Consider the following 22,079-nt stretch of genomic DNA (forward strand, 5'->3'; position numbering starts at 1 on the left):
ATGTATCTTAGCTATTTTGGATTAAACGATAATCCGTTTTCAATTGCCCCCAATCCCGATTATTTATATATGAGTCCTAGGCATAAAGAAGCTCTGGCTCATTTGATTTTTGGTTTAAGAGAGAGTGGTGGATTTGTGATGTTAACCGGTGAAGTGGGAACCGGAAAAACCACTGTGTCTCGTAAGTTGATGCAGCAACTTCCTGAGAATACCCAAGTGGCGATGATTTTAAACCCTACTTTATCTGCGTTGGAGTTATTAGGCACAATTTGCAATGAGCTAGGCATTACTTACAAACAAAAACAGGCCAGTTTAAAATATTTCACTGACCAAATTTTGGCTAAGCTCTCAGACAACCATGAGCAAGGCATTAATACCGTATTGATTGTGGACGAGGCTCAGCACTTGCTGCCAGAAGTCTTAGAACAATTACGTTTGTTGACTAATTTAGAAACTAATCGAGAAAAGTTACTAAAAGTTGTGTTGATTGGTCAGCCTGAATTACAACAACTATTAAAACGTAATGAATTACGTCAATTGGCCCAGCGAATTACCGCTCGTTATCATTTACTACCATTAACAGCTTCAGAGGTTGGGGCCTACATTAATCATCGGCTGGGTGTGGCAAACGGTGATATCAACATATTTTCAAAAGGAACCATAAAAGCCGCTTTTAACATTACAGGTGGGATCCCAAGAGTGATCAACTTGTTATGTGACAGGGCGTTAACTTTAACTTTCACTAAACAATTGCCTGTGGTGCCGCAGCATATATTTCATGCTGCTGCTGAGCAAATATTAGGGGCTGATGTGGTAAAACAACGCCAAGGAAAAATGTGGACTTACACTCTAGCTGCTGTGTTTGTTGGTTGTGCTGGTTTAGGATATTTGGTTGGGTGGTTAAATGCTTAATTCAACGCAGTTTAAAACCTTAAATATCCAAGACTTACTGCCAGGTATGGTGATTATTCGGGTAGTTAAACAAAATGGTCCGATTAAAATTAAGAAGTCAGGTTTAGTTACAAGTCTTGAAATGGTGCAAGGTTTGATTGAAATGGGTATTCAACAAATTGAAATTGACCCTGATCAAACTGTTGAATTTGAAGACATAGATAATGTTGAAGTGGACAGCTCTGTGGTGACCAGCAGCCACAAAAAAGTTAAAAAGTCAGCGACACAGAAAATGCTGCAAAGCAATAATCTAACTAATTCGCGTATTGAAGATAATTTGTCTAGTCAATTTCATCGAAGTTTATTTTTACCTACAGTGCAAAGCATACCTTCTGGATGGCAATATTTTGCTAGGAGATACACACTAGTTGCTTTGATGGCCATAGGTGGTTTTGGTTTTGGTTGGATCTCAGCTAATTATCAACTTATAGTAAATTTGTTTCCAACAGAGCTTGAAATTAGTCACATTGAAACTGAGCAACAAAAACAAGTTAATGATCAATCTGCACCTTTGCTCAAAAGTGAACAAGATACAAATATAGATTCACTTCAACCTGATGGAGAGTTAAATATCGTTCCATCAAGCCAATTGCAAGAGATTGTCACTAATTTACCTAGAGTAGACATAAATATTACACAAGTGGATCACAATCAGTATAAAACGTCTTCAACATCGACGGATTTAGCAAAAGTAGAGTTAGAACCTTCTGAGCTTTCACAAAGTCTTACTGAAGTAGAAGCGACACCTAAGATTTCAGCTGATCTATTAAAAAAGTTTAATCAGGCGATTGCTCAAGTTTCTGAATCGCCTGTTAATGAGGCTCCCCAAGTTACTCAAGGTACAAATACAGAAAATCTAAATAGTGTACCTAGGGTTGATCAACTTTCGGCTTGGGTACTGACCGAGTTACCTAGCATGTCTTTCTCGGCCCACATGTATGCTTCAGAGCAAAATGAAAGATGGGTTCGAGTGAATGGAACCAGAATGGTTGAGGGAGATGTCATTGATAAAAAAGTGACAATTATCAGTATTGAACCACAGCGAGTGATTTTAAATTATGCTGGCCAAGAGTTTTCAATGGCCGCATTGACTGATTGGTGACTTTAAGAGTTATACTAGGTTTTGGTTCAGCTGTTATAACATTCGGTATAAATAATTAGTTACATAGAATGTATCCAGCGCCTTTTGATTAAGGTTTAGCTAAGCTGTGATGATTGCTTCCTTCCTTGCAAATAGTGATAACTCACTCTGGTTCACAAATAGATGCAAAATCCGCTGGGCATTTCTTCTAATTTATCGCTGAGAGACCAATTATTTATGCCGAATGGTTTTTATTAACTTTCGAAGGATTTCTGCAACAGTTGTTTCATGCTCAAATTAACATCATCTAAAGAAATACATGCTGAAATTTCTACATCAACTTTAGTCAGATCGATTCTATTTGGAGCATTATTTCTAGTGTTAATATCGTAAAATACCATCACAACTGGTTCTAAGGGGTGATCTTTATTTAAGCGAGTCACCATGGCTAGTTTGTTATTATTTAATTTGACTAAGCAGCCAATTGGATATGCACCAAGGCAAGTAACAAATTTGTTAGTGAGTTCTTTGTCTAAGCCTTCTATTTCATTGCTGATTTTGAGTAATGCTTGGGTTGGATGTATTGCATCGCGGTATGGACGTTCAGTAATTATTGAGTCGTAGGTATCTACTATGGCGGCCATTCGGCCATAAAGTGAAATTTGTTTGTCTCGTAAACCATCTGGGTAGCCTGAACCATCTAATCTTTCATGGTGTTCTTTGACTACTTTTATGCTGATATCATCTATTTGTTCAATTGGTTCAATTAAGTTTAATGCAATGTCTACGTGAGTTTGCATTTTTTTTTGTTCGGAGCTGGTTAATGTTCCTTGTTTTTGAGTAAGTAATAACGGCAACTTCATCATACCAATATCCATGAGTAATGCGCCTTTGCCTAAGTGATGTAATACCGACTTTTCCAAGCCAAGATATTTTCCAAAAATAATAATTAACAACGCACAATTAATACTGTGTTCAAGAAAATACTCAGGATCTTCGTTTAGTAATGTCACTAAGCTTAAAGCTTCATCACATTCAAAAGCTGATGTGACTAACTTTTCAGTAATCTCATTGGCTTCTTCTAAGTGGATTAACTTCCCTTTGGATGCCCGTTTAACCACTTTTTTATGGATACTTTTGGCTTGATCATGTAATTGCAGGGATAATTCTAATTGTTGATTGTAGGTTAAACCGGCTGAATTAGTATAATCCTTATCGTGGATAAGCCCCTCTTCAAGTGCTTGATGTGTGCTTTTTTCTAAGTCGACTTGTACTTCAAGCACGCCTTTTTTCTGCATGGTGGCGATAACCTCAGCGTCCTTAACCTTGCCACTTTCCGTCACCTTTAATTTGCCGTTTTGTTTAGTGACTTTAAGTACGTACATACCTGGAAGTAGTGCTGAAATATCAATTGTTTGTATCATTAAGTTTTCTCACATAACGTGAAGTGTAAGAGGATTGATTACTTAGTAAATATTGTGTTTCACATTCAAAATAGCATAGAAAAATTAACTACCCTATGATACTTATTATACATACTATAGTAGATTGCAAAAGCTTAATGGAACTGTGCTTGATTAGAATTTTAAATAAGTTTAGTGTTTTTTCTACTCACTTGGGTTGTGTCGCTTTCTGTGTTGTATTGTTGCAGGGTAAAAGTTTAGCTAGTGGCAGTATTGACACTGCAAAAAGTGTCATAAAGCTCGCTACTGGAGCGCATTATTCTCCATTTATTGACGATAAACTTCCTGATGGAGGTTGGTCAGCGAGCATTGTTAAACGAGTTTTGGATTCAATGAAGTTGCAAGCTGACATTAAAGTTTTGCCATGGGAACGTGCTCTTAAATGGACAAAAGAAGACCAGATATTTGGGGCTTTTCCATATGTATATTCAGCCCATAGAGCTGAGTATTTTTTGTTTTCCGAGCCAATTAATTATGTTCCTGTACATCTATATGTTGCTGAAAATTCAACAATTAAGACCCTAGAAGATGTAAAATTTAAGCGTCTTTGTTTTCCGTACGATTACAGCCTTAGTCCGATTGAACAACAAATTGTTGATAATTTTAAAATGACTATAAACCGTGTGAAGGATGGCATAGGTTGTATTAAACATGTGTATAAAGGTTGGAGTGATGCAGGCTTAATCAATGGTTACATTAACCCGAAAAAAATATCCTCTGGTGATTGGCAAGGGAAACCAATCACTATATTTCCTGAGCAACTAGGACTCGTCCCACTATATTTTGTAGTAAACAAAGTAAATCAAGAGTCGAAAAATTGGTTAGTTAAATTTAATGATGTTTTATTACAGCTTGTCGATAGTGGAGAGATATCTACTATCAATAAACGATACCTCCAATTACTCCAAACGAATTAATTTCAAATCATAAGTTTCCGGATATAACTAAACAATCTCGATATTCGAAATAAATCATTTCTCCAAGCTAGTTTTTAGACTATTTAAAATTTATTTATGAAATCGTTTTCAATAATGTAAAATAAATGTATATAATTCATCACTGAATTAACAAATCGTCTTGAAAGGAGCCTTAAATGGCTGATATTCCACATAACCAAAACCTCTCTTTTGGTGAAAAGTCTGCTTACGCATTAGGCGATACAGCCAGCAATTTATATTGGGGAGTGTTTAGTGGCTTTCTGATTTATTTTTACACTGATGTATTTGGTTTGCCGGCAGCTGCCGTTGGCACCATGATGTTGTTAACTAGAATAACGGATGCGTTCACCGACCCTATGATGGGAGCATTGGCTGATAGAACAAAAACTAAGTTCGGTAAATTTAGACCTTATCTTTTGTGGGGGGCATTACCTATTGCTGGAGCTGGCGTACTGACTTTTACGGTTCCTGATATTAGTGAAGACGGTAAGTTAATTTATGCATACGTGACTTACATTTTAATGATGATGGCTTATACATTTATCAATATCCCTTACGGCGCCTTGTTAGGAGTAATAACGCCCAGCTCGCAACAGCGCACTATGTTAGCGAGTTTCCGTTTTATTGGCGCTTTTACCGGTTCAATTTTAGTATCAAAGTTCACGCTTGTTTTAGTTGAATGGTTTGGTGAAGGTGATGAAAAGCTAGGTTGGCAGCTAACTATGGTGTTATACGGTGCAATTGCCATTTTACTATTTTTGGTGACATTTTTAATGACCAAAGAGCGTATAGAGCCTCCGCAAAAACAACCTACACCGGTAAAACAAGACATTTTAGATTTATTCAAAAACAAGCCTTGGATTGTACTTTTCTGTTTAACCTCAGTGATCATGGTCACTATTACACTAAGAGGCAGTTCAGGAGCTTTTTACTTTAAATACTTTGTGGGCAGAGAAGACTTAATCGGCGACTTTTTGACTGTATACGGATTCTCTTTGTTAATCGGTGCAGCGAGTGCGCCACTATTAACCAAATTATTTGATAAGAAGAAACTCTTGGTTATTTTAATGAGTGCGGTTGCGGTTTTATCCTTTGCTTTCTACTTTGTGCCTAAAGATCAAATCTGGTTAATGTTTACACTACATGCCTTAATCGGTTTTTGTTTAGGACCAAAATCTCCTTTGGTGTTTTCTATGTATGCTGATACAGCGGATTACTCACAATGGAAAACTGGTAGACGGGCCACCGCTATGATTTTTTCAGCGGCTTCTTTTTCACAAAAGTTAGGTGGGGCATTAGCCGGAGCGTTTATTGGTTGGACTTTGGGCGCGTTAGGATATGTCGCAAATCAAGCTCAATCAGCAGGCTCTGAGCACGGGATCATTTTATTAATGAGTGTGACCCCAGGTGTATTCGCCATTATTTCAGTGTTTGTTATTCGTTTTTACCCTCTGGATAAAACTCAGATGGAAACCTTACACCAAGAATTAAAATATACTGAAAAGGGATTGAATTAGTATGTTCAAGAATGAGCCATCAAGCATTGAACGCCAACTAGGCGGTGCGCGTTATGTGCTAAAAAGTCCTAAAACCTTACCTAATGCCAGTGGCTTTTTGTGGAATCAAAATATGTTGATCCAAGCTAATTGTCGAGGGTTTGCCCTCGCACAATTTATGCAACCTGATGCGGGTAAATATGTGTCTGGGCCTGCGTTTGAAGCTAAGACCTTTATGCAACCAGAGCAGCCTTATTATGCTAATCATCCCGGCCGTTTTGTGTATGTAAAAGATAATGCCGATGGTAGTATTTTTTCTGCGCCTTACGAACCGGTAAGAGCTAATTTAGATAGGTTTGAGTTTATTCCAGAGCCTCACCAAATTAGTTGGATTTCTGAATTTAACCAAATTAGGTTAACCCTAATTCTACGTTTGCCAACTGAAACGGCTTTAGAATGTTGGCAAATTTCAGTTGAGGATTTGTCTGGTCAGGTTCGGGATTTAAGTGTGTATCCCTATTTTCCCATTGGATATCGCTCTTGGATGAATCAATCTGGAAAATTTGAAGCAGCGCTAAATGCTGTTGTTTGTAGAAGTATTGAACCGTACCAAAAAGTCCAAGATTACTTTAAAAACCAGAGTTTGCATGAGCTGACTTTTTTGGCCGCAGATGTGCCAGCCGATGCTTGGGAAACCAGCCAAAGTATGTTTGAAGGTGAGGGCGGGTTACATAATCCATCCGCTATTCAACAAAACGTTTTGAATAACAGTGTGGCTAATTACGCTACACCAACTGCTGTGATGCAGTTTAAAACCAAATTAAAACCCAATGAGGTAAAACAGATCCATTTACTATTTGGGCCGGCTAAAGATCTGGCTCAAATTAGTACCTACAAGGCACAGTTTTTGACTCAAGGGCAGGCACAATTTAATAATCGAGCTGAAGAATTTAAAGCCTATCTGTCATTAGGTAAAGGCGTATTACAAATTGAAACACCTGACAGCGATTTAAATGCTTATGTGAATCACTGGTTAGCCAGACAACTTTATTATCATGGCGACGTAAACCGCTTAACCACAGATCCGCAAACTCGGAATTATCTGCAAGATAATATGGGCATGGCTTACATCAAACCAGAAGTAAGTCGAGAGGCGTTTATTTTAGCCTTGAGCCAACAACATGTTAGTGGAGAAATGCCAGATGGGATCTTGATCCAAGAAGGTGCTGAACTTAAATATATAAACCAAGTTCCCCATACTGATCATTGTGTATGGTTACCGGTTTGTTTAAAGGCATATTTAGACGAAACAGGTGACTATGAATTGTTAGAAGAGGTTGTGGGATACGCAGATAGTGAAGAACAATCCATTGTTAGCGAGCATATTACCCGTGCCATGTTGTGGTTAGAGCAAAGCCGTGATGAACGAGGGTTAAGTTACATCAATCAGGGAGATTGGTGTGACCCGATGAATATGGTGGGTTACAAAGGCAAAGGAGTATCGGCTTGGTTAAGTTTAGCATCAGCTTATGCTATGAATGTTTGGATAGATATCCAGCGAACAGTTGATCCAAACTTGTCTGAGCCGCTTCAGTTTTTAGTCAAACAAAGCGTACAGATAAATCAAAAAGTGAATCAACACTGTTGGGTAGATGACAGGTTTGCACGGGGGATCACAGATGACGGTCGAGTGTTTGGTATTGCTCAAGATGATGAAGGCAAAATATTCCTTAACTCGCAAAGTTGGGCTTTATTAAGTGGTGCTGCCGATGCTTCACAAACGCCCCTTATGTTACAGGCGATAAAGCAAAACCTTGATACACCCTATGGCTGTATGATGCTAGCGCCGTGTTTTACTAACATGGTTGAAGACATAGGAAGAGTCACCCAAAAATTCCCTGGTACTGCAGAAAATGGCTCTGTGTATAACCATGCCAGTGCATTTTACGCCTACAGCTTATTTGTGCAGGGTGAGAGTGATTTGGCCTTTGAGCAGTTAAAAAAGATGCTACCTACAGACGAGGATATTCATGTTAAAGGCCAATTGCCTTTGTTTATTCCTAATTACTACCGCGGGGCTTATTATCAATTTCCTGATGAAGCGGGTAAATCTAGCCAGTTGTTTAATACAGGTACTATTTCTTGGTTTTATCGCTGTTTAGTGGAGCAGGTATTTGGTGTTGCAGGTTGTAAACAAGGTTTAAATATTGCGCCTAAATTACCGAGTCATTGGTCACATGCCAAAATCCAGCGTGAGTTTAGAGGAGCGATTTTTAATATCGAATATCACCGCAGCAATGATTGCAGCCAACAGTTGGTTTACCTTGATGGTGAGTTGTTAAAAGGCACGTGTATTCAAAATATTAAACCGGGGAATACTTACCAAGTTGTTGTAAAGCTGCCTATTTAAAAAAGTCTCAAAGGCAGTTAGTAATGGGCCGTAAGGCTAGTTTATCCAGCTTTTTGACTTAGCATGCGTGGCTAGCCAGAGTAAAAATAGGGCAATGATAGTCACCAAGCTGGGCCTAACGGCAGCACCTGGCCCATAAACTTTAATTGAATCGGTTATGAAAAAGGAATGGTACATTTGGACCAGTACTCCCATAACTGAAAGCAGTAGTGCAGGTAGTGCGATTGCTTTTTTGAAACATAAAGCAACACAGCCTAAAGCTCCGCCAAATACTGCACAAGCAAAAGCCAAGTTCACCCATAATGGAATGTTTTGATAAAGGCCTTGTTCTGCTTGTGGAAGTTCAGCAATTTGTTCTGGGGTCATCATCATTTGTGCTACAAACGCCATCACTCCTATTAAATTCCAAATTACAAGAACTATACTTATTATCAAGAACCATTTTGGGGCTTTATTTTCATTGGATGATTGATTGGATGAACTAATTTTAGTTAGGCTTGGCTCTGTCATATTAACGATCTGCTAGTACCATATATGGCACAATTATTAGGTTGAAAGACTTTAGTAATAATCCGGTTGAAAATCAATGAGGCGTTTTTGTGTTCAGTCAAATAGAAGACTGTTTGCACCTTAGTTCCACTGTGCTTGCTTTGCGGGATAACATAAAATACAGTGCTTATATTCTTTGAGTTGATATGGGTTAGCTAATGATTCAATTTGTATTGAAGCCATGCTTTTTACTGCTAATACTATTTAGTTCTTCTATTTTTGCTGTTTGTGACATGACAGTGACAGTGCCTAAGCTTGAGTCAAGCAAAGACAAACTAATCAATTCACTTTTGCAACTTTCTCTAAATAAAGTGCAAGCCAATATTTGTTATCAGCAAAATAACCAAATAGTCACCGAAGCCCGTAAAGCCAAACTTATTGAGGATGGCGTAATTAATATTCAATGGGCCAGTGCTTCATCTAAAGTTGACGAGTATTTACAGCACATAGAACAGCCTATTTTTAAAGGCCTAATGGGCTTTAGGATTTTTGTTATCAGAGATAATGAACAAGCAAAGTTTGACCACATCAATTCTGTAGAGCAGTTAAAAGAATTAGTGGCGGGGCAGGGGGCTTTTTGGGGAGACACCAAAGTACTAAAAGCAGCGGGTTTGCCAGTGGTTACCTCTACTCAGGGGCGACGATTGTGGCAGATGTTAAACTTAAAACGTTTTGATTATTTGCCATTAGGTGCTCATGAGCCTTGGGCTGATATTGAGCTTCGACCTGAGTTAAACTTTACAGTGGAAAAAAACTTATTACTGATTTATCCCTCTGCCATGTACTTTTACCTAAGTAAAAATAATCAGCAACTTTTTGAGTTACTCAATAGGGGAATGCGTCTAGCAATAGACGACGGTAGTTATGATGAATTGTTATTTAAATCAGATATGCTGCAAGGGGCTATCAATAAAGCAAATTTAGCCAATAGAAAAATCTTAGTGATTGATAATCCTTATTTTTCCAACAAAAAAATAGATTTAGATTTATACAAAAAACAAAGTATTCAAATTATTCAAAAGTTAGTTAAGTTAAAAATGGAGCACGAAGTTATTGCGAGTGAATAGCTTTAACTCTGCCAACATCTCCAGTATCTAATCTGACTTTAATGCCGTGGGGATGATTAGGACTATTGGTTAATATTCTTTCTACTTGCCCTTGGGTTAAATTACCACTTCTTTGATCTTGCTTTAATACAATCGAAACCTGAGCGCCAACTTTAATATTTGCTCGTTTATTTCCATCCATTTTTATGTTTATTCCAGAACCGGTAAATATTCACTTAATTATGCCTAATCTAGAAAAATCCAGCAAATTTGATGCAAGAATTTAAGGTGTTAAATTTTACCTTTTTGATAGTTCTTATTTTTCTAGGTAACAAATATTACTTCTAAAGTCTTAATAAAAGATTTATCTGCTAATGTTATTATGGATTAAATAACTTAAATTAAAAGAAGGGCTTATGAGACGTTCCACATCCATTTTAAGAAAGCACCGCGCTGGCGATAAAGTTTATTTGCCTAGTGACTCCCGTGATAATCAATATATTCTGGCCGAATTCCCCTTAACAGATGAATTAGTAAAAAGTGTTGCTGGTTCTATTGACACTAATCTAAAAAAACCTTACCAAAGGTTTTATCAAAAGTTAGCTTCTTCTATCTTTGAAACCACAGAAAAGCACGGCATTGAACGAGCTAACCTAGTGGCTAATAATAAGCTAGTTCGTGTTCGTTACGGTTCAGAGCAACAAGTTTTGCACACTGAACAACAGTCATTTTTCTTTTATTGTCCAAGTCATAACGCTACATTTAAAGGATATTTTGATGGCGCAGTTAAGGCCCGAAAAATTAAACTACTATTTTTAGCGACCGGTGAAAACTTGCGCTTAAATAGCGCTGCATTTCATGAAAAGGTTTTTGGCGCCGTAAAAGAGATTGCTTCGAATCTAGGTTTAGCTGCAGATTCAGTTAAGGTACGTGATCATCAGCACATTACATTCGATATATTTGCGCAAGAAAAAGGCTTGAAAAGTACCATTACCCATTCTTTCAGAGAAATGGCTGATCGATACGCCAAACAAGGGTTTAATATTGGTCAAGATCATACTTCATTAACCTATACAGTGGTGAGTATTCCAATGATGCGCCGCCTACTTAAAGGTACCAATATCGACTATGACTCAGAACAACCTTATCAAGCTTTATATCAAAAAATTGAAGATGCCTTCAAATCTGCTGTAGAAAAAAATGCATTAAAACATGCAGCATTATTAGGTATTAGTGCGTCACCGATTGTTCGCTACAATAATGAAGATAGTGTTAATTTAAATGGTGAAATTGTGGGTATTGGTTTTGATCCGACCAAAGAAGAAACTTTTGTTACTTCAATGTGGGAAGGGGATACATTAGTAGACACAATTCGCTTTATTTTCTTCGCAAATGAGCGTGACGAGTCAAATAATAATTACGGAAAGTTTGCTAATCAATCGATTCAGGCAGTAAAAGATTTTGCTGATGAGGTAAATTGGAAAAAAGATCATGACGATATCATAGTGCGTATTCACCAGCATATTATGCGTAAAGTTTAATTTTAAAAAACTGCGCTAACCACATGAAAACCCTAAACTTTGTTTAGGGTTTTTTATGATCTGTGTATTGGTTTTATTGATTTATATTATTTGGCATAAATAAGTAGTCACTTACAATGCAGCTAGCAGTTTATGTGCCTATTTTTATTGAAAAGAGCTTATTCTGACTATTTGAAAGGAAACAGCCATTGTTGCATAGTGACGATTGTATTCTACTGCCCTTAGGCAGTTTAAAATGAAATAATTTGGCCCTAGGGCGAAAACTGATGTTAAGGTGAATAGCTAACCAGATAAAATAGCGTATTTATTGCCAGCTTAGCTACAAGGCTCTATGTGTAATAGAGCCCATTAAAAATTTTTCTAAACGTTGAACCTAAAGTGGATCACATCGCCGTCTTTTACTATGTAATCTTTACCTTCTAAACGCCATTTACCCGCGTCTTTTGCACCCTGTTCACCGTTAAACTCGATAAAGTGATCGTAACCGATTATCTCTGCTCGAATAAAACCTTTTTCGAAATCAGTGTGAATAATTCCAGCAGTTTGAGGGGCAGTGGAGCCTTCTGGGAAAGTCCAAGCGCGCACTTCTTGAACACCTGCGGTGAAGTAGGTTTGTAGGGTTAATAACTCGTAACCACAACGAATAACACGGTTTAAACCAGGCTCTTCTAAGCCCATGTCTGCCATAAATTCGGCTTTTTCTTCTTCGTCTAGCTCACCAATTTCTGCTTCAATTTCAGCACAAACCGCCACCACTACCGCACCTTCAGCTTCAGCGATTTCGCGAACTTTGTCTAAATAAGGGTTGTTCTCAAAACCGTCATCGTTCACATTAGCAATATACATGGTTGGCTTAAGCGTTAAGTAATTCATATAACTAATTACTTTTAACTCGTCTTTATCTAACTCTAAAGAGCGTAATAACTCGCCCTCGTCTAAATGCGGTTTGATTTTTTCTAATACTTTGAGTTCGGCTTTAGCTTCGGCATCGCCACCTTTAGCGCGTTTAGCAACACGGATTAAGGCTTTTTCTGTGGTGTCTAAATCAGCTAAGGCTAATTCGGTATTGATGATTTCGATATCATCTTGAGGACTCACTTTGCCGGCTACGTGAACGATGTTTTCATTGTCAAAACAACGAACTACGTGACCTATAGCATCCGTTTCACGAATATTGGCTAAAAACTTATTGCCTAAACCTTCACCTTTAGACGCACCTGCTACTAAACCGGCAATATCAACAAATTCCATGGTAGTGGGAATGGTACGTTTAGGTTGTACTATGGCTGCTAATTTATCTAAACGTAAATCAGGAACCGGTACTACACCTGTATTGGGTTCTATAGTACAAAATGGAAAGTTTGCCGCTTCTATGCCTGCTTTGGTTAATGCATTAAAAAGGGTTGATTTACCTACATTTGGTAGGCCAACAATGCCGCATTTAAAACCCATTTTGTATTTCCTCTTATATTTTAAGGTGTTACTAGCTTTGTATGTTGGCTAGTAAATCTAAATTTGTGTAAACAATTACGTTGTTGTAACGGGACTTTTTACTCTACTACTAAATAACTAAGTCGCTTTAAAAGAATGCAATCGATTCATAGCTGTTTTTAAATCTTGTTTGATTAATATCTCAGTACAGCGAGTCGCTTCGTCTATGGCGTCTTCAATTTGTTGCTGTTCTTTTTGTGGTGCTTTACCTAACACGTGACCTGTGACTCGATTTCGGTCTCCTGGATGGCCAATACCAACACGCAGTCGTAAAAAATCTTTTTGGTTTCCCATACGACTTACTATGTCGCGGATGCCGTTTTGGCTAGAACTACCACCTATTTTGAATTTTGCTACGCCTGGAGGTAAATCTAATTCATCAAAAGCCACTAATAAACCTGATAAAGGAACACGATAAAATTTAGCCATAGCTGCTACGGCTTGGCCACTTTTATTCATAAAGGTAGTGGGGATGAGTAAACGGATATCTTGTCCAGCAATAGAAATGCGACCTGTGTATCCAAAAAATTTGTTTTCGAGTTTTAACGTGCAGTTATAGCTTTTAGCTAAAGACTCTACCAGCCACCAACCCGCGTTATGTCGTGTGTGCTGATATTCGGGGCCTGGATTACCCAGGCCCACGATTAACTGAATACTGTTAGCAGATTCAGTCAAAGCAACTTATTCCTCTGTTGCTTCTTCTTCAGCTGAATCATCTTCAACTTTAGGACCTTTAGCTACTTTAACAGTAACAACGGCTAAATCGTGAGATTCACCTTTGTTAAGTTCTAATAAAGATACACCTTTAGGTAAAACTAAATCAGTTAAGTGAAGAGTTTGACCAAGTTCAACGTTAGTTAAGTCAACTTCGATGAACTCAGGAAGATCACCTGGTAAACAACTAATTTCAACGTCAACCATGTGGTGTTCAGCATGACCACCTTGAGTTTTGATTGATTCAGCTTTTTCTTCATTGATGAAGTGTAAAGGCACATTAGTATGTAATGCTTTCTTAGCGTCAACGCGTAAGAAGTCTAAGTGCATAACTAAAGGTTTAAAAGCATGACGTTGCATGTCTTTGACCAATACTTCAACATTTTCTCCAGCAATGTTCAAAGTAAGAACATGAGAGTAAAAAGCTTCAAATGCTTGCGCTTGGAAAACTTTGTTGTGACTAAGTGTTAAAGAAACAGCTTCTTTATCTGCTCCGTATAAGACTGCAGGTACTTTACCAGCGTGACGTAGGCGGCGGCTCGCACCTTTCCCTAAATCAGTACGGACTTCTGCGTCTAGAGTGAAAATTCCATCAGACATTGATATAACTCCAAAAAATAAGTAAATGAGTGTAGATTTTTGCGACCAAAATCTACGTTAATTTGGTCAAATCAGCATACCTAAGTAAACAAATTAACCTAACCCAAAAAATTGGGCGGCGAATGTTAACACTAGGCTAGGCGGTACACAATCTTTGGAAACTAAAAAGGCGACATAAATGTCGCCTTTTTAGTAAATCTTTCATTTTAGGGGATTAAAACCCTAATAATGTACTGATTAGTACTCAAACATAGCTGAGATCGATTCTTCATTGCTTACCCGTCTAATCGCTTCAGCCAACATGTTAGACAAAGTTAACTGTTTTACTTTAGGTATAGCTCTGATTTCAGGATCTAATGGGATACTATCAGTGATGATAATTTCATCAATTACAGAGTCGCGAAGGTTTTGCGCAGCATTGCCAGAAAATATAGCATGGGTTGCATAGGCGTAAACATTCTTAGCGCCGTGAGCTTTGAGAGCTTCAGCGGCTTTAGCTAAAGTCCCACCGGTATCAATCATATCATCTACAATAATACAGTCGCGATCTTGTACATCACCAATAATATGCATAACTTGGGCTACATTGGCTTTTGGGCGACGTTTGTCTATGATAGCTAAGTCAGTGTCGTTCATTAATTTAGCTAAGGCTCTAGCACGCACTACACCACCAATATCAGGTGATACAACGACTGGGTTATCAAAGTTACGCTGACGCATATCGTCTAATAAAATGGGGGTTCCAAAAGCATTATCTACTGGTACATCGAAGAAACCTTGAATTTGTTCTGCGTGTAAATCGATAGTTAACACACGATCAACACCTACATTTGATAAGAAGTCGGCCACTACTTTTGCAGTAATAGGTACTCGAGCAGAGCGAACACGCCTATCTTGTCGAGCGTAACCAAAATAGGGGATTACAGCGGTAATTCGACCTGCAGATGCGCGACGAAAGGCATCGATCATTACGATCAATTCCATTAAATTATCGTTAGTTGGGGCGCAAGTAGATTGAATAATAAAAACATCTGATCCACGCACATTTTCGTGCACTTCGACACTGATTTCACCATCGCTAAACCGTCCCACACTCATGTGTCCAAGTTTAGTGTAAAGTCTATCTGCAACTTTTTGGGCTAATTCAGGTACTGCATTTCCAGCGAAAAGCTTCATATCCGGCACGATTCAAATCCTCGGTGCTTAAATTGAGTTTAGACAAATTAATAAATGGCGAGATGTGGAGCTTAAATGCAGTCAACGCATAACGTTGGGAACACATCTAAGTCTCGCCAAATTTATTACATTTTTAAAAAAATGGCTGGGGTAGCTGGACTTGAACCAACGAATGGCGGGATCAAAACCCGCTGCCTTACCACTTGGCTATACCCCAATTAAACTTTTATACCTGCGTTGTGTAATTAACACAGGTATATTATATCAAATCTTACGATTGCATATGTGTATATAAAGGTGAAATATTCAGCCCTTTGGCAACAAAACTCACACTGCCTTTGGGCAATAATGCCTGAATATTTAGCGCTTTTTGATGCCGATTAAACTTAGCAAATACACATGCGCCGGTACCGGTCATTCTAGACGGCGCGTATTCTAACAACCAGTGTAATGTGTTTGCAACATTCGGATACAGATTACAGACTAATTCTTGGCAATCATTATGAGTATTGTCGAACTTGTAGTCATTAAAATTTATTTTAGCGGTATTTCTAGGCAAATCAGCATGCTTAAAAATATCTGCGGTAGAGATATGGCAATTTGGAAACACCACCAAATAATATGTTTCGGCTAGTTCTATCGATTCTAATATTTCACCTACACCTTCGGCAAAGGCGGTTTTACCATGGATAAAGATAGGAACGTCAGCCCCAAGAGTTAAACCTAATTCAGCTAGGTCAGGTTGTTGTAAATTAATGTTCCATAACTTGTTAAGGGCGACTAGAGTAGTAGCGGCATTGGATGAACCTCCACCTATACCTCCGCCCATAGGTAAACGTTTTTTCAAGTGAATGTGACAACCAAGGGTATCGTCAATAACAGGGGGTTGCTGAGTGTTTAATACTGACTGGTTTTTTAATAGTTCCGCCGCTTTTACGATTAAATTGTCTTGATCAGGCACACCTTCAATGGGATTTGCTAGGGTGATTTTGCCACTGGTGTTGATTTCGAATGCCAGTTCATCACCAAAATCTAAAATTTGAAAAAGGCTTTGCAATTGATGGTAACCATTTTCATATCGACCATTAATATGCAAAAACAAGTTTAACTTGGCTGGGCTGGGCCACCATTCTAATTTTTTTGGGGTACTTGTCACGACCATGAATTGACTCTAATTAATAGTTGATTGTTATTACTACGATTGAGGAAGGTTATAGTGTGAGGTAACCAAGTATCACCCACTAATTTATAATTGTCGTAATTTATTAACCAATCTTCACATTGGTCACAATTAGGTTGGATTTGTGTCACCCAGCCCTGTTCAGCATTAATGAAATCAGCATTTTGTGTAATTTGGCCCTTAATCCAAATGGGAAATTGTTCCACTGGAATTTGCCAACCCGTCATACGCCAAATTAAAAAACTCGCATTGCTATCTTGGTGTACCTCGTCATCTGCTTCTAAGGTGACTTGATTTTTATCGCCGTACATTTTGAGTATGGATGTACCTATGACTGAGGTTAAGTTTAGTTTGTATTCAGATTGTTTTTGTTGCCAACTAAAATTTGCACTTTGTTTTTTGTTTGGACTTTTAAAACCAAGTCGACCTTTTATTTGCCAGTTTTTAAACTCAGACAAACTTTTTTGGTGCTGTACTGAGTTTAATTGCGCTTGGGGAATGGGTGTTTGAGCACAGGCAAACAAAACCAAGGTAAGGCAAAAAACGGATAACCGAGGTACATAAAGTCTAGTTAAATAAAGTTTAGATCGAGAATTGTTCAAATTTTACTTCTGAAAGTGTAAAGTTTAGGCATGCAATATGAACATAAAAATGACTTCTCTTTCAATACTTTTACCTTTTGCGTACAATGCCGCCAAAATTTTGCTGTAAAATAATTATTATTCAATGACACTAATCGCGTTTGGCATTAACCACAAAACTGCATCGATTGAATTACGGGAGAAAATTGCCTTTTCTCCTGATGCAATTGTAGATGCGTTAGCTTTGTTGGGTGAAAAAACTGGCGCCAAAGAATCTGTCATTGTTTCTACCTGTAATCGCACCGAAATTTACGCTCAAGTTGATGAAACTCAAGTGGGCAATATTGCCACTTGGCTAGCAGATTTTCATGGTGTGGATGCCAGTGAATTACAGCACAATAGTTATTTGCATACTCAAAATGAAGCAATCCATCATATTATGCGAGTGGCCTGTGGATTAGACTCCTTGATGTTAGGTGAGCCACAAATTTTAGGTCAGGTTAAACAGGCTTTTACTGATGCCAAAAATTCAGGCGTGATCCAAGGGGATTTTGACCGTCTATTTCAACATACTTTTTCTGTGGCTAAACGAGTGCGCAACGAGACTGAAATAGGGGCAAATGCCGTGTCTGTGGCCTATGCCTCTGTGCAGTTGGCTAAACATATATTTTCGTCACTAGAAAAAAGTCGAGTGTTATTAATAGGTGCTGGTGACACAATAGAATTAGTGGCCAAACATCTTTCAGAGCAAGGTGTAAAGTCATTAACGGTCGCCAATCGTACTTTAGCTAGAGCACAAGCTATTGCAGAGCCTTTAGGTGGTTCGGTATTGACCTTGGCGCAAATACCTAGTCATTTAAAAGATGCCGATATAGTGATCAGCTCCACTGCCAGTCAATTACCTATCATTGGCAAAGGTTTGGTACAAAGCGCATTAAAAGAACGTAAACATAAACCTATGTTTTTAGTGGATTTAGCCGTACCCAGAGACGTTGAAGCTGAAGTCTCTGAGCTAGATGATGCATATTTATACACAGTGGATGATTTACAACAAATTGTCGAAAAGAATTTAGCTTCTCGTCAAGATGCGGCTGTTTTGGCTAATGAAATGGTCGAACAACAAGTTGAACAATTTGTGCAATGGCAACAAAGTCAGTCATCCATAGACGTATTAAAAAACTTTCGTGAGCAAAGTGAATTACAACGAGACATGTTAGTAAATAGAGCGGTTAACCAGTTAGCTGACGGTAAATCAGCCGAGCAAGTGGTAAATGAATTGGCTCATAAATTGACTAATAGTTTGATCCATGCCCCAACCAAAGCCTTAAAAAAAGCGGCAAGTGAACAAGATGTGCAAAGCTTATCTATATTAAAAGATGCATTAGGTTTAAAAAGTCCGGATAATTAGCTTAATTTCTGATTTTTAGATCCTAATAAAATCCAGAGTTTTAGTTGACACAACTTTTAGTTAACACAATTTTTAGTTAATACGTAACACCCCAGTTTACACAGGAAAAAAATGAAACAATCTGTTCAACACAAATTAGAAACCCTAGTTGAGCGCTTTGAAGAAGTGCAAGCATTACTAGGTGAAGCTGAGGTTATCGCTGACCAAGACAGGTATCGTGGATTAACCAAAGAATACTCTCAACTTGAGGGAGTGGTTAAGTGCTTCCGTGATTATCAAGGTGCCCAGCAAGATTTAGAATCAGCACAAGAAATGATGCAAGAAGACGATGCTGAAATGCGCGAAATGGCTCAAGAAGAATTTAAAGCAGCTAAACAAAGCATTGAAGAATTAGAGCAAGCATTACAGGTATTACTATTACCTAAAGATCCAAACGATGACAGTAACTGTTTTGTTGAAATCCGAGCGGGGGCAGGTGGTGATGAAGCCGCAATCTTTGCCGGTGATATTTTCCGTATGTACAGTCGTTATGCTGAAAAACAAGGTTGGAAAGTTGAAGTGGTCACGCTCAACGAAGGTGAACATGGCGGATATAAAGAGGTGATCGCCAATATTTTAGGTACTGGCGCTTATGGCATTATGAAATTTGAATCAGGTGGTCACAGAGTTCAACGTGTACCAGAGACTGAGTCTCAGGGGCGAGTGCACACTTCTGCATGTACTGTGGTGGTGATGCCAGAAATTCCAGAATCAGAAGCTATAGAAATTAATAAAGCTGATTTGAAAGTCGATACCTTCCGGGCATCAGGTGCAGGTGGGCAGCACGTTAACAAAACAGATTCCGCTATTCGTATTACCCATGTTCCAACTGGTGTGATCGTAGAATGTCAAGATCAGCGTTCACAACATAAAAACAGAGCCCAAGCTATGGCCATACTTCAATCTAGATTGACTCAACTTGAAGATGAAAAACGTCAAGCAGAAGAAACCTCAACACGTCGTAACTTAGTTGCAAGCGGTGATCGTTCTGAACGGATCCGTACCTATAATTTCCCGCAGGGTAGGGTGACAGATCATAGAATTAACCTAACACTTTATCGTTTAGATGATGTAATTGCAGGTGAACTAGGTGCGGTACTTGAGCCTATTAGACAAGAACATCAAGCGGATTTATTGGCATCTTTGTCCGATGAATAATAGGTTTACGAGTAAACGGACAAATAGACACTACAAACTTGGGCGTTAGTTTTATGACTATCGCTCAAGCCATCCAATGGGCAAAACAACAACTTAGTGATCATCAAATTAGTGATGATGGTCTAAATGATTCAAGTAAAATCGATAGTAGGGTTTTATTATGCGCATGTTTAGATTGTGAGCCTGTATATTTACACACTTGGCCTGAAAAAGAACTCACCCACGAACAACAAGACTGCTTTGAACGTTTTGTGGCAAAACGCATAGATGGACATCCTGTTGCTCATATCATTGGTTATCGTGATTTTTGGTCATTACGTTTAAACGTATCACCTGCCACCTTAATACCTAGGCCAGAAACAGAGCTTTTAGTAGAGCTTGCCTTAGAATTACCTTTGCCCCTTAAAGCTAAAGTGCTTGATTTAGGCACAGGAACTGGTGCTATCGCTTTATCACTTGCCGCAGAAAAGCCTAGTTGGCAGGTTTGTGGCTTAGATAAAAGTTCGGATGCCGTTGATTTGGCTATAAAAAATGGAAAATTTAATCAATTACCTAAAGTAAACTTTGTGCAAAGTGATTGGTTTTCAGCCGTGCAAGGTAAAAAATTCGATTTGATAGTGACAAACCCACCTTATGTTGAATCAACTAGTGAATATTTATCCCTTGGTGATGTGCGATTTGAGCCGGCAAGTGCGCTCACTTCAGGGCCTGATGGCTTAGATGATATTCGGTTGATAGTGCAGCAGGCTAGGGACCATATGTCGCCTAATGCTTGGTTGCTAATTGAGCATGGTTTTCAACAAGGAGAGGCTGTGAACCGTATACTGGAGTTAAATGGGTACTGTAATTTAGCTATAAAAAATGATCTCAATGGATTACCACGTATTAGCTTTGCTAGGTTTTGTTAAGTATTGAATATGCTGTTATCGCTATTTGTGATATTAATGTGGCCTAGCATTAATCAGGTCTAGCTGTTCTAAATGAATATAATTGGGCGATAAATGATTAGAATTATCATACAAACTTGTCCCTTTGACTATTGAGTAGTTATTCGAGGTTTATCAAACCGTCAAGGTGCACAGTCTCGAATTTAGTATGAAGATAGGAGTGTTTTTATGAGTAAAAATATTGACCACGCTGTTTCTGTTATTCATGTAGCAAAAAAATGGATGTCATTCGCCGTCCTTGTCTTAATGACAATAGTAGTGTTTTTGGCGATAGTGGAACTAGGTATTATTCTTTATTTAGATTTGTTTGATACAAAAGATGATGTTCTTTTTCTAGAGATTAATGAGCTATTTAGAATATTTGGTTTCTTTTTCATTATTCTCATAGGATTTGAGCTGGTCGAAACTGTAGAAATGTATTTTAAGGATAATGTGATACATGCTGAAGTTGTATTGTTGGTCGCTGTTATTGCGGTTGCTCGAAAGGTTATTTTACTCGATTTAGAAAAATATGATCCCCTCGCAATAATTGGATTAGGGATCATTATATTATCTTTAGGAAGTTGTTATTTTCTCATCAAAAAATGTTACAGAACCAAAAGGTTATAATGTTTGGCACTGTTCTTAAGGCAGGGGTAGAGTTATATGATTGATTTTTTAGCTGTTTTTATAACTTTTTTTGCCGTAATCGATCCGATTGGCACAGTACCGGTTTTTATAGCGGTAACAAGTAAGTACGATCAAAAAACAAAACGTAAAATTGCGCTACTTGCAACTATAGTGGCAGGGTTAATTTTATTATTTTTTATTGTAATAGGTGAAATTCTATTAAAAGCACTATCTATTCCACTTCCTGCATTTCAAATATCTGGCGGTATTGTTTTATTTTTGTTCGCATTAAATATGATATTTGGTGAGAGTAAACCCGAAGAAGAAATAAAAAATATAAATAAAAGTCACAAAGATATGGCTATTTTCCCCATAGCGGTCCCCTCAATTGCTAGTCCTGGAGCAATATTGGCCGCAGTATTATTAACTGAAAACTCTATGTACAATCTTTTCGAACAATTGCAAACCGCATTGGTTATGTTGTCGGTTTTATTTGTTGCTTATATTCTGATGTTAGCTTCTGGAATTATTTCTCGTTTAATTGGTACTAGCGGTGCCAGCGTGGTAAGTCGAGTTATGGGCCTAATTTTATCAGCTATTGCAACAACAAACATACTCACCGGTATTAGTGAATATTATCAGCTTTATGTCTAACTTCGGAAGGCAAATAATGATTCTGGAAAATATTAAATTCGTTAATT

General features: G+C 38.1%; 21 protein-coding genes and 1 tRNA gene. 12 read left to right on the forward strand and 10 right to left on the reverse strand.

Features of this window, described 5'->3' with window-relative positions:
* Together L0668_RS16520 and L0668_RS16525 are read left to right on the forward strand one after the other, a co-directional pair.
* Nucleotides 1–912, forward strand: coding sequence for an ExeA family protein (locus L0668_RS16520; protein ID WP_235313827.1), 912 nt, complete (start codon nucleotides 1–3; stop codon nucleotides 910–912).
* Nucleotides 905–2,053 carry a general secretion pathway protein GspB gene (locus L0668_RS16525; RefSeq protein ID WP_235313828.1) on the forward strand — a complete coding sequence of 383 codons (1,149 nt, stop codon included), beginning with the start codon at nucleotides 905–907 and terminating at the stop codon, nucleotides 2,051–2,053. Before L0668_RS16520 ends, L0668_RS16525 begins: the two co-directional genes overlap by 8 nt.
* A gap of 233 nt (nucleotides 2,054–2,286) precedes the next feature.
* Here L0668_RS16525 and L0668_RS16530 read toward each other — a convergent pair whose 3' ends face one another.
* Nucleotides 2,287–3,456, reverse strand: a complete 1,170-nt coding sequence (locus L0668_RS16530; protein ID WP_235313829.1) for an HD-GYP domain-containing protein — start codon at nucleotides 3,454–3,456, stop codon at nucleotides 2,287–2,289.
* A 149-nt stretch (nucleotides 3,457–3,605) separates the two neighbouring features.
* Between L0668_RS16530 and L0668_RS16535 the strand changes: the two genes are divergently transcribed.
* The 3 genes from L0668_RS16535 to L0668_RS16545 all read left to right on the forward strand — a co-directional run bounded on the left by L0668_RS16535 (nucleotide 3,606) and on the right by L0668_RS16545 (nucleotide 8,339).
* Nucleotides 3,606–4,412: a substrate-binding periplasmic protein gene (locus L0668_RS16535; protein ID WP_235313830.1), complete on the forward strand. Its 807-nt coding sequence runs from the start codon at nucleotides 3,606–3,608 to the stop codon at nucleotides 4,410–4,412.
* Nucleotides 4,413–4,588: 176 nt separating this feature from the next.
* Entirely contained in the window at nucleotides 4,589–5,950 is a 1,362-nt protein-coding gene (locus tag L0668_RS16540; protein ID WP_235313831.1) for an MFS transporter, read from the forward strand.
* A 1-nt stretch (nucleotide 5,951) separates the two neighbouring features.
* Nucleotides 5,952–8,339 (forward strand): GH36-type glycosyl hydrolase domain-containing protein, encoded by a 2,388-nt coding sequence (locus L0668_RS16545; RefSeq protein WP_235313832.1) that lies wholly within the window; start codon nucleotides 5,952–5,954, stop codon nucleotides 8,337–8,339.
* 36 nt (nucleotides 8,340–8,375) lie between these two features.
* Here the strand turns inward: L0668_RS16545 and L0668_RS16550 are convergent, their stop codons facing one another.
* Nucleotides 8,376–8,729, reverse strand: a complete 354-nt coding sequence (locus L0668_RS16550; RefSeq protein ID WP_235313833.1) for a hypothetical protein — start codon at nucleotides 8,727–8,729, stop codon at nucleotides 8,376–8,378.
* Nucleotides 8,730–9,046: 317 nt separating this feature from the next.
* On the opposite strand from L0668_RS16550, the gene L0668_RS16555 reads away from it, so the two are divergent.
* Nucleotides 9,047–9,955: a transporter substrate-binding domain-containing protein gene (locus L0668_RS16555; RefSeq protein ID WP_235313834.1), complete on the forward strand. Its 909-nt coding sequence runs from the start codon at nucleotides 9,047–9,049 to the stop codon at nucleotides 9,953–9,955.
* On the opposite strand, the gene L0668_RS16560 is transcribed toward L0668_RS16555, so the two are convergent.
* Nucleotides 9,939–10,136 (reverse strand): YwbE family protein, encoded by a 198-nt coding sequence (locus tag L0668_RS16560; protein WP_235313835.1) that lies wholly within the window; start codon nucleotides 10,134–10,136, stop codon nucleotides 9,939–9,941. The genes L0668_RS16555 and L0668_RS16560 overlap by 17 nt on opposite strands.
* Nucleotides 10,137–10,350: 214 nt before the next feature.
* On the opposite strand from L0668_RS16560, the gene L0668_RS16565 reads away from it, so the two are divergent.
* Nucleotides 10,351–11,475, forward strand: a complete 1,125-nt coding sequence (locus tag L0668_RS16565) for a DUF3083 family protein (RefSeq protein ID WP_235313836.1) — start codon at nucleotides 10,351–10,353, stop codon at nucleotides 11,473–11,475.
* Between the two features lie 360 nt (nucleotides 11,476–11,835).
* On the opposite strand, the gene ychF is transcribed toward L0668_RS16565, so the two are convergent.
* From ychF to lolB, 7 genes are all read right to left on the reverse strand, one after another.
* On the reverse strand, nucleotides 11,836–12,927 hold the full coding sequence (gene ychF, locus L0668_RS16570; RefSeq protein ID WP_235313837.1) for a redox-regulated ATPase YchF: 1,092 nt from the start codon (nucleotides 12,925–12,927) through the stop codon (nucleotides 11,836–11,838).
* 117 nt (nucleotides 12,928–13,044) lie between these two features.
* Nucleotides 13,045–13,641: an aminoacyl-tRNA hydrolase gene (pth, locus tag L0668_RS16575; protein WP_235313838.1), complete on the reverse strand. Its 597-nt coding sequence runs from the start codon at nucleotides 13,639–13,641 to the stop codon at nucleotides 13,045–13,047.
* Between the two features lie 6 nt (nucleotides 13,642–13,647).
* Nucleotides 13,648–14,280 carry a 50S ribosomal protein L25/general stress protein Ctc gene (locus tag L0668_RS16580; RefSeq protein ID WP_235313839.1) on the reverse strand — a complete coding sequence of 211 codons (633 nt, stop codon included), beginning with the start codon at nucleotides 14,278–14,280 and terminating at the stop codon, nucleotides 13,648–13,650.
* A gap of 237 nt (nucleotides 14,281–14,517) precedes the next feature.
* Nucleotides 14,518–15,465: a ribose-phosphate pyrophosphokinase gene (locus L0668_RS16585; RefSeq protein ID WP_235313840.1), complete on the reverse strand. Its 948-nt coding sequence runs from the start codon at nucleotides 15,463–15,465 to the stop codon at nucleotides 14,518–14,520.
* A 133-nt stretch (nucleotides 15,466–15,598) separates the two neighbouring features.
* Nucleotides 15,599–15,673: transfer RNA gene (locus L0668_RS16590), tRNA-Gln, on the reverse strand.
* Between the two features lie 54 nt (nucleotides 15,674–15,727).
* Nucleotides 15,728–16,618: a 4-(cytidine 5'-diphospho)-2-C-methyl-D-erythritol kinase gene (ispE, locus tag L0668_RS16595; protein ID WP_235313841.1), complete on the reverse strand. Its 891-nt coding sequence runs from the start codon at nucleotides 16,616–16,618 to the stop codon at nucleotides 15,728–15,730.
* Nucleotides 16,609–17,238: a lipoprotein insertase outer membrane protein LolB gene (lolB, locus tag L0668_RS16600; protein WP_235313842.1), complete on the reverse strand. Its 630-nt coding sequence runs from the start codon at nucleotides 17,236–17,238 to the stop codon at nucleotides 16,609–16,611. Before lolB ends, ispE begins: the two co-directional genes overlap by 10 nt.
* Nucleotides 17,239–17,362: 124 nt before the next feature.
* Here lolB and hemA point away from each other — a divergent pair, with 124 nt between their 5' ends.
* The 5 genes from hemA (at nucleotide 17,363) to L0668_RS16625 (ending at nucleotide 22,032) form a co-directional block, all read left to right on the forward strand.
* Nucleotides 17,363–18,625 carry a glutamyl-tRNA reductase gene (gene hemA, locus L0668_RS16605; RefSeq protein ID WP_235313843.1) on the forward strand — a complete coding sequence of 421 codons (1,263 nt, stop codon included), beginning with the start codon at nucleotides 17,363–17,365 and terminating at the stop codon, nucleotides 18,623–18,625.
* Between the two features lie 111 nt (nucleotides 18,626–18,736).
* On the forward strand, nucleotides 18,737–19,822 hold the full coding sequence (prfA, locus tag L0668_RS16610) for a peptide chain release factor 1 (RefSeq protein WP_235313844.1): 1,086 nt from the start codon (nucleotides 18,737–18,739) through the stop codon (nucleotides 19,820–19,822).
* A 53-nt stretch (nucleotides 19,823–19,875) separates the two neighbouring features.
* Entirely contained in the window at nucleotides 19,876–20,730 is an 855-nt protein-coding gene (gene prmC / locus L0668_RS16615; RefSeq protein ID WP_235313845.1) for a peptide chain release factor N(5)-glutamine methyltransferase, read from the forward strand.
* 207 nt (nucleotides 20,731–20,937) lie between these two features.
* Nucleotides 20,938–21,378, forward strand: a complete 441-nt coding sequence (locus tag L0668_RS16620; RefSeq protein WP_235313846.1) for a phosphate-starvation-inducible PsiE family protein — start codon at nucleotides 20,938–20,940, stop codon at nucleotides 21,376–21,378.
* A 36-nt stretch (nucleotides 21,379–21,414) separates the two neighbouring features.
* On the forward strand, nucleotides 21,415–22,032 hold the full coding sequence (locus L0668_RS16625; RefSeq protein WP_235313847.1) for a MarC family protein: 618 nt from the start codon (nucleotides 21,415–21,417) through the stop codon (nucleotides 22,030–22,032).
* The last annotated feature ends 47 nt before the right edge of the window (nucleotides 22,033–22,079 follow it).

The sequence above is a fragment of the Paraglaciecola algarum genome, from assembly GCF_021532655.1.
Taxonomy (GTDB): domain Bacteria; phylum Pseudomonadota; class Gammaproteobacteria; order Enterobacterales; family Alteromonadaceae; genus Paraglaciecola; species Paraglaciecola algarum.